11 protein-coding genes are annotated in these 12,624 nt (G+C 68.8%); 2 read left to right on the top strand and 9 right to left on the bottom strand.

The features are described 5' to 3' along the window. Positions 1-2 precede the first annotated feature (2 nt). The 4 genes from ACN6O8_RS11835 to ACN6O8_RS11820 all read right to left on the bottom strand — a co-directional run bounded on the left by ACN6O8_RS11835 (position 3) and on the right by ACN6O8_RS11820 (position 5,209). On the bottom strand, positions 3-980 hold the full coding sequence (locus tag ACN6O8_RS11835) for an ABC transporter permease (protein ID WP_427991241.1): 978 nt from the start codon (positions 978-980) through the stop codon (positions 3-5). Between the two features lie 50 nt (positions 981-1,030). After that, positions 1,031-2,674 carry an ABC transporter substrate-binding protein gene (locus tag ACN6O8_RS11830; protein ID WP_427991240.1) on the bottom strand — a complete coding sequence of 548 codons (1,644 nt, stop codon included), beginning with the start codon at positions 2,672-2,674 and terminating at the stop codon, positions 1,031-1,033. Positions 2,675-2,736: 62 nt separating this feature from the next. Then, positions 2,737-3,708: a succinylglutamate desuccinylase gene (locus ACN6O8_RS11825; protein ID WP_427991239.1), complete on the bottom strand. Its 972-nt coding sequence runs from the start codon at positions 3,706-3,708 to the stop codon at positions 2,737-2,739. A gap of 64 nt (positions 3,709-3,772) precedes the next feature. After that, the gene (locus ACN6O8_RS11820) at positions 3,773-5,209 is read right to left on the bottom strand and encodes a M20 family metallopeptidase (protein ID WP_427991238.1); all 1,437 of its coding nucleotides are present in this window, start codon (positions 5,207-5,209) and stop codon (positions 3,773-3,775) included. Between the two features lie 164 nt (positions 5,210-5,373). Here ACN6O8_RS11820 and ACN6O8_RS11815 point away from each other — a divergent pair, with 164 nt between their 5' ends. Beyond that, positions 5,374-6,288 (top strand): LysR family transcriptional regulator, encoded by a 915-nt coding sequence (locus ACN6O8_RS11815; protein ID WP_427991237.1) that lies wholly within the window; start codon positions 5,374-5,376, stop codon positions 6,286-6,288. Between the two features lie 104 nt (positions 6,289-6,392). Here ACN6O8_RS11815 and ACN6O8_RS11810 read toward each other — a convergent pair whose 3' ends face one another. The 3 genes from ACN6O8_RS11810 to ACN6O8_RS11800 form a co-directional block, all read right to left on the bottom strand. After that, positions 6,393-8,006, bottom strand: a complete 1,614-nt coding sequence (locus ACN6O8_RS11810) for an ABC transporter substrate-binding protein (protein WP_427991236.1) — start codon at positions 8,004-8,006, stop codon at positions 6,393-6,395. A gap of 483 nt (positions 8,007-8,489) precedes the next feature. Beyond that, entirely contained in the window at positions 8,490-8,723 is a 234-nt protein-coding gene (locus tag ACN6O8_RS11805) for a hypothetical protein (protein WP_427991235.1), read from the bottom strand. 120 nt (positions 8,724-8,843) lie between these two features. Then, on the bottom strand, positions 8,844-9,713 hold the full coding sequence (locus ACN6O8_RS11800) for an NAD(P)H-hydrate dehydratase (RefSeq protein ID WP_427991234.1): 870 nt from the start codon (positions 9,711-9,713) through the stop codon (positions 8,844-8,846). Positions 9,714-9,813: 100 nt separating this feature from the next. On the opposite strand from ACN6O8_RS11800, the gene ACN6O8_RS11795 reads away from it, so the two are divergent. After that, entirely contained in the window at positions 9,814-10,647 is an 834-nt protein-coding gene (locus tag ACN6O8_RS11795; RefSeq protein ID WP_427991233.1) for an enoyl-CoA hydratase/isomerase family protein, read from the top strand. Positions 10,648-10,751: 104 nt separating this feature from the next. Here ACN6O8_RS11795 and ACN6O8_RS11790 read toward each other — a convergent pair whose 3' ends face one another. Then, on the bottom strand, positions 10,752-11,492 hold the full coding sequence (locus tag ACN6O8_RS11790) for an enoyl-CoA hydratase-related protein (RefSeq protein ID WP_427991232.1): 741 nt from the start codon (positions 11,490-11,492) through the stop codon (positions 10,752-10,754). After that, on the bottom strand, positions 11,489-12,460 hold the full coding sequence (locus ACN6O8_RS11785) for an NAD(P)H-dependent flavin oxidoreductase (protein WP_427991231.1): 972 nt from the start codon (positions 12,458-12,460) through the stop codon (positions 11,489-11,491). Before ACN6O8_RS11785 ends, ACN6O8_RS11790 begins: the two co-directional genes overlap by 4 nt. Positions 12,461-12,624: the final 164 nt, after the last annotated feature.

The following is a 12,624-nucleotide window of genomic DNA, read 5'->3' as shown; positions in this document are numbered from 1 at the left end:
GATTATTGAGCGGGGGTCACGAGTTGCACGCGCGGGTCGAGCGCGGCGTACAGGATGTCCACGACCAGGTTGATGACCACGAAGATCAGGGTGACCAGCATCACGTACGCGACCACCACGGGCCGGTCGAGCTGGTAGACGCTGTCGATCAGCAGCTTGCCCATGCCGGGCCAGGCGAACACGGTCTCGGTGATGGTGGAATAGGCGATCAGGCTGCCGAATTCCATGCCGATGACGGTGACCACCGGGATCAGGATGTTGCGCAGGATGTGGCGGCGCACGATGCGGCCGGGCTTGATGCCCTTGGCGCGCGCGAATTTCACGTAGTCCTGGCTGCGGGCCTCGACCACGCCGGAGGCGGTCAGGCGCAGCACCAGCGCGATATTGGCCAGCGCCAGGTTGATGGCCGGCATGATCAGGTGCGACCAGCCGTTGGCCGTCAGGATCGACAGGCGCACGCCCAGCACCGTCACGGTCTCGCCGCGCCCGGTGGCGGGCAGCCAGCCGAGCCACACCGCGAACAGCAGGATCAGCATCATGCCCTGCCAGAAGTTGGGCAGCGAAAAGCCCAGCACCGACGACGCCATGATGCCGCGGCCCAGCGGTTCATCGCGGTACAGGCCCGCGACCAGGCCGAGCGGAATGCCGATCACACAGGTCAGGCCGATGGCCACGATCACCAGTTCGAAGGTGGCGGGGATGCGCTGCACGATCAGCTCGATGGCCGGGATGCCGTGCACGAACGAGGTGCCCAGGTCGCCGTGCAGCGCGCGCCACAGGAACCCGGTGTATTGCTGCCACACGGGCAGATCCAGGCCGAGGCGGGCGATCATCGCCTCGCGCGCCGCCTGGCTGGCTTCGGGGCTGACCAGCAGCTCGATCGGGTCGCCCACGGCATACACCGCGAAGAAGACCACGACCGAGACGGCCAGCAGCACGAACAGACTCTGAATCAGTCTGCGTAGGATGAAAAGGGCCACGTGATATTTCCTTGGTGGGCTCGGGGTTGCAGGCGCCGCAAACGGCGATCTTAATTGGCGGGCCTGGCCGACATGGCCAGGGTGTATTGGTCGGCGCGGCCTTCGTAGGTCAGGCCCTTGCGGAACGCCCAGATGCTGCTTTCGAAGTGCAGCGGAATGCTGGGCAGGTCGGCCAGCGCCAGGGTCAGGGATTCTTGCAGCAGCTTTTCGCGCACCGCCGGATCGACGGTGGTCAGGGCGCGCTTGAAGACCTTGTCGAAGGCCGGATTGTCATAGCCGCCGTAGTTGCTGGTGCCCAGGCCGTGCTCCTTGTCGAAGGCGCTGACCCAATATTGCAGGAACGACGAGGCCTCGCCGGTCTCCGACGACCAGCCGCCCATGGCGAAGCTGAACTCGCGTTTGGCGCGCTTGGGGAAGTAGACCGAGCGCGTCATGGCGTCCACGGTCGTCTTGATGCCCACGCGCGACAGGTACTGGGCCACCGCCTGCGAGATCTGCGCGTCGTTGATGTAGCGGTCGTTGGTGGACGAGATGGTCAGCTCGAAGCCGTCGGGGTAGCCGGCCTCGGCCAGCAGCTTCCTGGCGGCGGCCGGGTCGTACTTGAGCTCGGGCGGCGGCTGCAGGGTGCCGAACATGCCGTCGGGCAGGAACTGGTTGGCCGGGGTGGCGGCGCCGTCCATGATGCGGGCGGTGATGGCCTTGCGGTCGATCGCCATCGAGATCGCGCGGCGCACGCGCACATCCTGCAGCGGGTTCTTGCCGTCGGCGGCGCGCACCATCGGGCTGGGGCTGCGCGCCACGTCGAACTGGAAGTACACCACCCGCACCGACGGCGTGATGACGTAGCCGAAGCCCGGCGTTTCCGAGATGCGCTTGACGTCGCGCGCGGCGGGGTTCTCGATCAGGTCGAAATCGCCGGCCAAGAGACCCGTCAGGCGCGGGCCGGCGGCCGGCACCGGAATCAGCCGCACGTTCGGCCAGGCCGGCTTGTCGCCCCAATAGGCGTCGTTGCGCGCCAGCTCGATGGCGCTGCCCTTGACGTACGACTTGAGCGTGTATGGGCCGGTGCCGATGGCGGACTTGCCGCTGTTGAAATCGCTGATGGTCGGCCAGGGGCCGGTCACGCCGCAGCCGGTCTTGGGCTCGAAGCGGATCGGGCCGTGCTCGACGATGCCGCTCCACAGCATGGCGTTGCGGGTCAGGTCGTTGGGCAGCAGCGGATAGGGCTGGTGGGTCTTGATGACCAGCACGTTGCCATCGCGCACGTCGATAGCGGCGAGCTTCTGCACCACGCCGGCGTACGAACCGCCGATCGATTGTTCATTGTGCAGCGCGCGGCACAGCGTGAAGATCACGTCCTCGGGCGTGAACGGCTGGCCGTTGGAGAACTTCACGCCCTCGCGCAGGGTGAATTCCCAGGTGGTGTCGTCCACCGCCTTCCAGGCGGTCGCCAGCCGCGGCACCAGGTTCATCTTGGCGTCCTGGCCGACCAGCGTCTCGAAGACGTGCGAGGTCATCGCGTCGTTGGGCGTGACCTGATGGTAGTGCGGGTCCATCGCCGTGGGTTCGGACGACAGGCCGATCCGCAGCGTCTGCGGGGCCGACTGGGCCATGACGGCGGACGCGCCGGCGGCCATGGCGGCCGCCAGCGTACAGGTCGATAACGCGCGGCGAATGAAAACGTTTGCGGACATGCTGCTTCCCTTGGTGGTTTTTTATGAGGCGGCGCGCCATCGGGGGCGCGCCGCGCGGTGCCTCAGACGATGGGTTGCGCCAGCCGCACCACGGTGACGCCGGCCCGCAGGTTGGCGGTCGAGGGCATGATCAGCACGCAGTCATCGTAGGGGGTGGTCACGGCTTCGCCCTCGGACCAGCCGATGACGGTGCCGGCGCGCGCCAGCGTTTCCAGGCCCTTCCAGGGCTCGGCGAAACGGAAGTCGGCGCTCTTGGCGGCGATGGCATGGGTCACGCGCAGCGCGCGCTGCGCGCCGGCCCGCGGCGCGAACCAGGCGGCGGGCAGGTCGGCCTGGTCGACCGTGCCGGCGGCCACCAGGAAACGCGCCATCTGGTCGGCCGCCACGCCGCGCGCCTCGGGCGCGCCATGGAAGCCGCATTCGATCAGCAGCGAACGGGTGCCATTGTCGCCGGCTTCGCCGAAGCGGCCGTAGTCGCGCATGCGCACGCCGGCGGCGTGGCCGGCGTCGGCGATGATGGTGGCGGGGTTACCCAGCGACAGGGCCAGGTCGATGTTGCGCTGTTCCATGCCGGTCAATTGCAGCGGCACGTCGGAATTGCTCATCGAGTGGAAGTCCAGCAGCCAGTCGGCCTGCGCCACCCACGGACGCAGGGCGGCGGCGCGGCGGCGCTCCTGGCTGATGGGCTGGGTCAGCTTGTCGTCGCTCCAGACCCGGTTCATGTCTTCGTCGACAAAGCGCGCTGGCGCGTAGTTGGCCGGATCGAAGCGGTCGAACGCGGCCAGGTTGCAGAACGCCAGCGTCAGCGAGCCGCGACGCGGTCGCAGGCCGGCGGCCAGCGCGTCCTTCAGGGCCCAGGCGCCGCACAGCTCATTGCCGTGGATCAGGGCGCTGAGCATCACGCGCTTGCCCGGCATGCCGGAGTCGAAATGCCAGACGCCGGGGGTATCCGTGTTGCCCACGCGCTCGGCCGCCAGATCCGGACAGGCGAGCAAAAAGGGACGCGGACGGGACGCGGTAGGGGACGAGGACATGGGAACTCCGATCAAGCGAAGGGGATTGTATAGGGGATGGCGCGGGACGACGGTCTGGCGGCGTTCAACGGGCGGCCGTTCGCCGGCGCTGCGCGGCCACGGCCGCGCCCTGTTCGCCAAGGTCCCAGAACAGGCCGGCCATCACCGCCGCGGCCTCGCGCGCCACGGAGGCGAGCAGATGTTCGTCCGGGCCATGCTGGCAACAGGCGGGATAGGAATGCGGCACCCAGATCGTGGGCAGTCCCAGCACTTCGGAGAAGGCGTCGTTGGGCACCGTGCCGCCCAGGTTGGGCAGCAGCGCCGGGGGCTTGCCGGTGGTGGTGGCCAGCGAGGCCACGGCCCAGCGCGCCCATGGATCGTCCGGATCCAGCCGGGTGGCCGGGGTGCCGCGCCGCACGCGGATGGCGACCTGCGACAGGCCCCGCGCGTCCAGGTGCCGGCGCAGGATGGCCTCGGTCTGGCGCCAGTCGGTGCCGACCACGAAGCGCAGGTTGCAGGTGGCGCTGGCGCGCGGCGGAATCGCGCCCACCGGGTTGTCGGGATTGCCGGTCTTATAGGCCAGCACTTCCAGCGTGTTCCAGCCGAACAGGCGTTCGGCCAGCGACAGGCCGGGCTCGCCCCAGTCCGGGTCGATGTCGGGCGCGTCGTCGTCCTGCCCGACCTGGATGTCCGCCAGCGCCTGGCGCACGGCCGGCGGGATGGGGGGCGGGCGCAGGCCGTCAACCAGCAGCCGGCCGCGCGCGTCCACCAGGCTGGCCAGCGCGTTCGCCAGAATGATGCCGGGGTTGGGCAGCACGCCGCCCCAATTGCCGGAATGGTGAGCATGGCCGCGCAGGTCGACCGTCAGGTCGAACAGCAACGTGCCGCGCGATCCCAGGAACAGTGTCGGCAGGCCGGCCGCCAGCCGCGGCCCGTCGGAGGCGATGAAGACGTCGGCCGCCAGCGCCTCGCGCCAGGCGGCGCAGGCCTGGTGCAGGCCGGGCGAGCCGACCTCTTCACCGCATTCGACCAGCATGCGCAAGTTGAAGCCCAGGCGCCCGCCGCGTTCGGCCCGCACCTGTTCCAGCGCGGTCATGTTGATGCAGTACTGTCCTTTGTTGTCAGCGGTGCCGCGGCCATACCAGCGATCGCCCTCGGCCGTCAGCCGCCACGGCGCCAGGCCGGCGCGCCACTGCTCGTCGTAGCCGCGCACCACATCGCCATGGGCATACATCAGCGCGGTGGGCAGGGCCGGGTCCTCGATGCGTTCGGCCAGCAGGAACGGGGGGGCGCCAGCGACCGGATTGTCTTCGATGCGCCAGGCGCAACCCAGCGCCGCCAGGCGCGGCGCGACCGCCGTGCGCAGGTAGTCGTAGAGCGCCTGGCGCTGGTCGGGATTCTGGCTTTCGGTGCGGTGGGCGACCAGCGCGGCCAGGTCGCGCTGCAAGGCGCCGCTCTCGGCACAGGCGGCCGCGCGGGCGACCGCCGCGGCGCGGGTGGCGCTCGGGATTGCTGCTGACACGGACTTCCCCTTTTCTGGCCGGGTGCGTCAGGAGGCGCCCGGCTGGATCGTTGCGCAAATTCTAGGATCAGGTGAGCTTTCTCTACAATTAGAATATTTATCAAAAGCTTTGCAGAAAAGGCAAAGCTTGTCTTCATGGTTTCATGCCCCAAAGAGGCTCGAACATGCACGGCATCGCCCTGCGGTACTTTGTCGAGGTGGCCCAGGCGGGCAGCCTGAGCGCGGCGTCCGAACGCCTGCATGTGGCGGTGTCGGCCATCAGCCGCCAGATTGCCAAACTGGAGGAAGAGGCCGGCGCGGCGTTGTTCGAACGCGCCGCGCGCGGCATGGTGCTGAGCGAAGCCGGCCAATTGCTGCTGGCCCATGCGCGCCGCACCCTGCTCGAATCGGATTCGGTATTGCAGGAGATCGCCGCGCTCAAGGGCATGGCGCGCAACGAGATCCGCATGGCCGCGGTCGAGGGCGTGGCGCGCATTTTCCTGCCGTCGGCCATGGCGCGGTTCCGCCGCGACTGGCCCGAGGTGCGCTTCGACCTGCACGTGGGCACGCCGGCCGATGTCGCGCGCCGGGTCGCCGAAGGCGCCGTCGAACTGGGCATGACCTTCAACGTCGAGCGGCTCAGCGGCGTCAGTGTGCGCTACTCGCGGCGCGCGCCGGTGCACGCGGTCATGGCCGCGGGCCATCCGCTGGCCGGCCGCAAGCACGTCACCCTGCAGGACCTGGGCCGTTATCCGCTGGCGCTGACCGGCCCGGGCACCACCACCCGCCATCTGTTCGAAATGGGTTGCCTGCTGGAATCGGTGCAGCTCGAACCGACCTTCACCTGCAATGACTCTTCGCCCCTGCACGGCTTCGTGTTCGGTTCCGACGCCATCATGCTCAGCGGCTACATCTCGGTGGCCTGGAGCCTGAAGCGCGACGAACTGGTGGCTGTGCCGATCGCCAATGCGCAGTTGCAGTCGCGCACCTTGCAACTGCACGTCATGCAGGGCCGCCGGCTGCCGTCCAAGACGGAGGCCTTCATCGATCTGCTGTCGCGCGAGCTGGACGTGTTGCTGGAGGAAGGGCCGGGCGCCTGAGGCGGCCGCTGGGCCACCAGGCTTTTCGTGGGGGGGGGGCGCCGCATGCGCCCAAAGAAAAACGGCTGCCCGAGGGCAGCCGTTTTCATGTCGCGCGCGCCGGGTTACTTGGCGTCGGGCTTGACCGAGGTGGCCAGCGTGAACTGGTCGCGGCGGCCTTCGTAGGTAATGCCCTTGCGGAAGGCCCAGATGCTGCTTTCGAAGTGCAGCGGGATCAGCGGCACGTTGTCCAGCGCGATCTGGGTGGCTTCCTGCAGCAGCTTCTCGCGCTTGGGCGCGTCGACCGTGACGATGGCCTGCGTGTAGACCTTGTCGAAGTCGGCGTTGCTGAAACCGCCGTAGTTGCTGGTGCCCAGGCTCTTGGGCGAATCGAGCGAGGCGACCCACAGTTGGAACAGCGCCGACGCTTCACCCGTTTCCGCCGGCCAGCCGCCCATCGAGAAGCTGAATTCACGCTTGGCGCGCTTGGGGAAGTAGATCGAGGCGGTCATGGCGTCGACGTTGGTCTTGATGCCGACGCGGGCCAGATACTGGGCCACGGCCTGCGCCACCTGGCCGTCATTGACGTAGCGGTCGTTGGTCGAGGACAGCGTCAGCTCGAAGCCATTGGGGTAGCCGGCTTCGGCCAGCAGTTTCTTGGCGCCTTCCGGGTCGTACTTGATTTCCGGGGCCTTGGGCAGCGCGCCGAACATGCCGTCGGGCATGTACTGGTAGGCCGGGGTGGCCATGCCGTCCATGATGCGGGCGGTGATGGTCTTGCGGTCGATGGCCATCGAAATCGCCTTACGCACACGCAGGTCCTGCAGCGGGTTCTTGCCGTCGGCGCTCTTGACGAACGGGCTCGGATTGCGCGCCACGTCGGGCTGGAAGAACACCAGGCGGGTCGAGGGCGTGGCCACGAAACCGAACTTGGGGTTGTCCTTCAGGCGTTGCAGGTCACGCGCGGCGGGGTTTTCGATCATGTCGAAGTCGCCCGACAGCAGGCCGGTCAGGCGCGGGCCGGCGGCCGGCACCGGCACGAACTTCACTTCCTTCCAGTAGGGCTTCGGGCCCCAGTAGTTCTCGTTGCGCACCAGCTCGATGCCGGTGCCCTTGACGTACGACTTCAGGGTGTACGGGCCGGTGCCGATGGCGTCCTTGCCGTTGTTGAAGTCGGCCACGGTGGGCCACGGGCCGGTCACGCCGCAACCCTTTTTCGGGTCGAAGGTCAGCTTGCCGTGCTCGACGATGCCGTTCCAGATGATCGGCAGCGAGCGCGCCATTTCGGCGGGCATCAGCGGGAAGGGGGCGCCGGTCTTGATGATGACGGTGTGCGCGTCCGGCGTCTGCACGTCGGTGATCAGCTTGGTCGTGTCCATGTAGGACTGCGACACGTTGGTCTCGTTGTTCAGCGTGCGGCAGATCGTGAACAGCACGTCCTCGGACGTGAACGGCTTGCCGTTGGAGAACTTGACGTCGTCGCGCAGCTTGAATTCCCAGGTCAGGTCGTCCAGGTTCTTCCAGGACGTGGCCAGCGCCGGCACCAGCTTCATGTCGGCGCTGCGGCCCACCAGCGAGCTATAGACGTGCGCGGAGAACGCGTCGTTCTGCGTCATCTTGTGGTAATGGGGGTCGGCCGAGGTGGGTTCGGCGGACAGGCCGATCTTCAGCGTCTGGGCCTGGGCAGCGGCCAAGGGAATGGCGGCGGCCGCGAGGGCCAGGGTGGTGCGCAACTTCATGGTGACAACTCCGGATGGGGAACGAACCGGATCGTGCTGGCGGTGGGCAACAGCGCAGGGGCCAACCGGGAAACGCAACGTCGGCCGGGGGGCTTGCGGTGTTTTTGCGCCAGGCACGACGGCAAGGGGCCGATTATCGATAGGGGCTTCGCGCGCTGTCAATGCGCGCCGGGCTGGCGTCAGGGTAAACGCCGAGAGGGAGAAAAGCCTGTCGCGCCGTCCGAAAAATGCCAATCGCCCCAGTTCGAGGCGGTCCCGCTTCGGGACGGCTTCGCACTGGGGCGATGGAGATTGCGTCGTGGAGGGCGTCGCGGGGGCCCCACAAGGGGGGCCGGCGCGGCGCGATGGCGCCCGGTGAGAGGGGAGAACCCGGGGCGCCGGGTTCGATGCAACGGGCGCCGCGTGGGCGGCGGGCGTCACACCGGCAGCGCGCCGGGCGCAATCGCGGGAGATCGATCGCGACTCAGCCCGGCACGGCTGGTCTTACCACTGCGAGCCGGAGAAGCGCGAGCTGGCGGCGCGGGCCTTGTTCATCGATTCGTTGACTTCGTCGATGAAGGCGAACACGCCAGCGACCGCGGCGGCGATCGCCTTGCCGGCCTTCTTCAGGCTGGTCAGCGGGTGGGAATTCGGTTGGTTTTCGAGGGCGCCGCGGAGCAGGTCGCGCTCCAGCGCGTCGGTCAGGCGGGCAGTGTGGTTCAGGGTCAGTTCGCTCATGGTTTGCTCCAGTCCGTTTCGTCTTGGGGTAAACCATTATAGGGATAACCCTAAATTAAAAGCAACGCGTTTTTAAGGGAAAACCCTAGTATGTTGTAAAAATGTTTGTGCCACGGGGACTTAGCTCGCCCGGGCGCCGTTGCGCAGGGCGCGGGCGGCATCGGCCAGCTCGCCCGCCGTCAGCCCGATCGGCCCGATGCCGCGCGCCACCAGGGCGTCGGCCGCCGCGCCGTGCAGCCAGACCGCGCCGGCCACGGCCTGCTCCAGCGGCAGGCGCTGGGCGAGCAGCGCGCCCAGCATGCCGGCCAATACGTCCCCGGTTCCGGCCGTGGCCAGGCCCGGGTTGCCGCTGGCATTGCGGCGCCAGCGGCCGCCCGGATCGCAGACCAGCGTGCCCGCGCCCTTGAGGACTACCCAGGCGCCGAAGCGCCGCGCCAGCGCCTGGGCCGCGCCGGGCCGATCCGCCTGGATCCGGGCGGTCTCGACACCGAGCAGGCGGCCGGCCTCGGCCGGGTGCGGCGTCAGCACCACCGGGCCATCGTCCCAGTTGGGCTGGATGGCCCGGTGGGCCAGCAGGTTCAGGCCGTCGGCATCCAGCACCAGCGCCGCGCCGCGGCGCAAGACGAACAGCTCGGTCAGGATGTTGGCCGCGGCCGCGCCGGTGCCGATGCCGCAACCGGCGACCCAGGCGGTCACGCCCCAGTCGGTTTCCAGCAGCGCGCGCGCGTCGCGCAGCATCAATTCGGGTTGCAGCGGATCGCAGGGCAGCGGCGCCGTGTCCTGGGCGAATCCTGCCAGCACCTTGCCGGCGCCGGTCTTGAGCGCGGCGCGGGCGGCCAACAGCACCGCGCCTTCCATGCCGCGCCCGCCGCCCACCACGCCGACGGTGCCGAAACTGCCTTTGTGGCTGTCGGCGGCGCGCGCGGCGAACAGCGCCGGCAGGTCATCGCGGCGGATCTCGCCGGCAAACTGGGATGCGTGGGTGTTCATGGGTTGAGGCTCCGGAATCGGCGCGGGCGCCGAGAGGCATGGCTATCCACTATAGTGCCCCAAAACGCGCGGCCTTCCGCCCGCCCCACCGGAGACGACCATGACCGATATCACGCTGCAACACTATGCCGCCTACGAGTCCCTCAAGCTGCGCCGCCATCCCAACGGCGTGCTGGAGCTGATCATGGGGTCCAAGGACGGCAAGCCGGGCAAGCTGTCCACCGCCGACGACCGCATGCACCGTGAGCTGGCCGACATCTGGCGCGATATCGACACCGATCCCGACACCCGGGTGGTGGTGATCCGGGGCGAGGGCAAGGGCTTCTCGGGCGGCGGCGACCTGGATCTGGTGCAGCAGATGGCTGACGATTTCGACGTGCGCACGCGGGTCTGGCGCGAGGCGCGCGACCTGGTCTACAACATCATCAATTGCAGCAAGCCGATCGTCTCGGCGATGCACGGCGCCGCCGTCGGCGCCGGCCTGGTGGCCGGCCTGCTGGCCGACATCTCGATCGCCGCGCGCGACGCCCGCATCATCGACGGCCATACCCGCCTGGGCGTCACCGCCGGCGACCACGCCGCCATCGTCTGGCCGCTGCTGTGTGGCATGGCGCGCGCCAAGTACTACCTGATGCTGTGCGAGACCGTGACCGGCGAGGAGGCCGAGCGCATCGGCCTGGTGTCGCTGTGCGTGGACGAGGCCGAACTGATCGGCCGCGCCTTCGAGGTGGCCAACCGCCTGGCGGCCGGCTCGCAGACCGCGATCCGCTGGACCAAGTATTCGCTGAACAACTGGCTGCGCATGGCCGGGCCGACGTTCGATACGTCGCTGGCGCTGGAATTCATGGGATTCGGCGGCCCGGACGTGCGCGAAGGCGTGCAGTCGCTGCGCGAGCGGCGGGCGCCGAACTTCCGGCCCGATTCGCCGTTCTGACGGGATGGCAGTCGTCCTCCGTTGGGCAGGGCCTGGCCAGGCGCGCCCGCCCGGGCGGCGCATGCGGCGCGGCGGGGCCCGAAGCGCCGCGCCGTGCCGGGGCATTACTTCTTGAAGAACGCCGCGAACGCGGCCTGCGCTTCTTGCGTCTGCAGGCGGGCGCGGAACTGCTGCGCCTCGTAATCGAGCGTGTCCTGGATCGCTTGCCGGTCCGGGCGCTTGAGCATGGCCTTGGTCAGCCGCAGCGCGGCGGGCGGCTGCTTGGCCAGGCTGGCGGCGGTGGCCTGCGCGGCCGCCAGCGCGCCGCCCTTGGCCGTGACCGCGGTGGCCAGGCCGGCGTCGCAGGCCTCCCGCGCCGAGAACGCCTTGCCTTGCAGCAGCCATTCGGCGGCGCGGCGGGCGCCGGCCAGGCGCGGCAGCAGCAGGCTGGAGGCGCCTTCCGGGCACAGGCCCAGCGCCACGAACGGCAGGCGCAGCGTGGCGCCTTCGCCGATATAGACGAAGTCGCAATGCTGCAGCAGCGTCACGCCGATGCCGATGGCGTAGCCTTCGACGGCGGCGATGACCGGCACGTCGGCCTGCGTCAGCGCGCGCAGGAAGGTCAGGCCGGCGCTGTCGCCGGCGCCGCGCTCGGCCTGGAAGTCGCGCAGGTCGTTGCCGGCGGTGAAGTGTTCGCCGGCGCCGGCCAGGATCACCGCCGACACGCCGGTGTCGGCGCTGGCCAGCGCGAGCTGTTCGGTCAGCGCGGCATAAGTGGCCGTGTCGAGCGCGTTGCGACGCTCCTGGCGGTCGATCACCAGCGTCAGCACCGCGCCTTCGCGCGTGACCCGCAGCCCGGCGCTCATGCGAAGGTCCTGGCGGCCAGTTGCGTCCTGGCCTCGGCGTATTCGCGCCGCAGCGTGTCGACGATCTGGCGTGTCGGCTGCACGCTGCCGATGTTGCCCACGCCCTGGCCCGCGCCCCAGATGTCCTTCCACGGCTTGACACGGCTGGAGCCGAAATTGGAGGCGCCGCTGTCGGGCTGCGGCAGGTTGGCCGGATCGAGGCCGGCGGCCGTGATGCTGGCCTTCAGATAGTTGCCGGGGATGCCGGTGAAGAAGGGGGTGTAGAGGATGTCGGCCGCGCTGGCCTGGACGATGGCGGCCTTGTAGCCCTCGCTGGCGTTGGCTTCCTCGCTGGCGATGAAGCGCGTGCCCATGTAGGCGAAGTCCACGCCCATGGCGAGTGCGGCCAGTATCTGGGCGCCGGAGGTGATGGCGCCCGACAGGATCAGCGGGCCGTCATAGAAGCGGCGCACTTCGGACACCAGCGCGAACGGGCTGAGCGTGCCGGCATGGCCGCCCGCGCCCGCGCACACCAGAATCAGCCCGTCCACGCCCGCTTCCAGGGCCTTTTCGGCGTGGCGGATGGTGGTGACGTCGTGGAACACCTTGCCGCCCCAGTCGTGGATGCCCTTGACCAGGTCGCCCGGCGCGCGCAGGCTGGTGATGATCAGCGGCACGCGGTGGCTGGCGCACACCGCCAGGTCCTGTTCGAGCCGGTCGTTGGACTGGTGGATGATCTGGTTGACGGCATACGGGGCGACCGCGGCGCCGGGGTTGGCCTCGCGGTACGACGCCAGGCCGGCCTGGATCTCGTCCAGCCAGTCGGTCAGCAGGCTCTGCGGACGCGCGTTGAGCGCCGGAAACGAACCGACGATGCCGCTCGTGCATTGCGCGATGACCAGCTTCGGGTTGGACACGATGAACATGGGGGCGCTGATGACCGGCAGGGACATCTGGCCATACAGATCTGTCACGAGGGAGTGGGGCATAACGGCGTCACGTGTGGTTTCGGGTTGAGCGCCCAGGCCGCGCTTGAATGGCGGGAGGGGATGTGCCTATAATTACCTACCGACCGTCCGGTAATTAATTAATCTTTATTTAACGGCAAGCGCCGAACCGCTGTCAATGGAACCGGATCGCCCGCCGTCCGGCA

Origin of the sequence: Achromobacter sp., assembly GCF_050285565.1 — a bacterium.
Lineage (GTDB): Bacteria > Pseudomonadota > Gammaproteobacteria > Burkholderiales > Burkholderiaceae_B > Achromobacter.
The sequence above is the reverse complement of the archived record's forward strand: the minus strand, read 5'-3'. Positions and strand labels throughout refer to the sequence as shown.

Excerpts from the sequence above, each read along its gene's own strand:
- ACN6O8_RS11810 (WP_427991236.1), bottom strand. The coding sequence starts at position 8,006 with ATGAAGTTGCGCACCACCCTGGCCCTCGCGGCCGCCGCCATTCCCTTG.
- ACN6O8_RS11785 (WP_427991231.1), bottom strand. The coding sequence starts at position 12,460 with ATGCCCCACTCCCTCGTGACAGATCTGTATGGCCAGATGTCCCTGCCG.
- ACN6O8_RS11815 (WP_427991237.1), top strand. The coding sequence starts at position 5,374 with ATGCACGGCATCGCCCTGCGGTACTTTGTCGAGGTGGCCCAGGCGGGC.
- ACN6O8_RS11795 (WP_427991233.1), top strand. The coding sequence starts at position 9,814 with ATGACCGATATCACGCTGCAACACTATGCCGCCTACGAGTCCCTCAAG.
- ACN6O8_RS11805 (WP_427991235.1), bottom strand. The coding sequence starts at position 8,723 with ATGAGCGAACTGACCCTGAACCACACTGCCCGCCTGACCGACGCGCTG.
- ACN6O8_RS11790 (WP_427991232.1), bottom strand. The coding sequence starts at position 11,492 with ATGAGCGCCGGGCTGCGGGTCACGCGCGAAGGCGCGGTGCTGACGCTG.
- ACN6O8_RS11825 (WP_427991239.1), bottom strand. The coding sequence starts at position 3,708 with ATGTCCTCGTCCCCTACCGCGTCCCGTCCGCGTCCCTTTTTGCTCGCC.
- ACN6O8_RS11830 (WP_427991240.1), bottom strand. The coding sequence starts at position 2,674 with ATGTCCGCAAACGTTTTCATTCGCCGCGCGTTATCGACCTGTACGCTG.
- ACN6O8_RS11800 (WP_427991234.1), bottom strand. The coding sequence starts at position 9,713 with ATGAACACCCACGCATCCCAGTTTGCCGGCGAGATCCGCCGCGATGAC.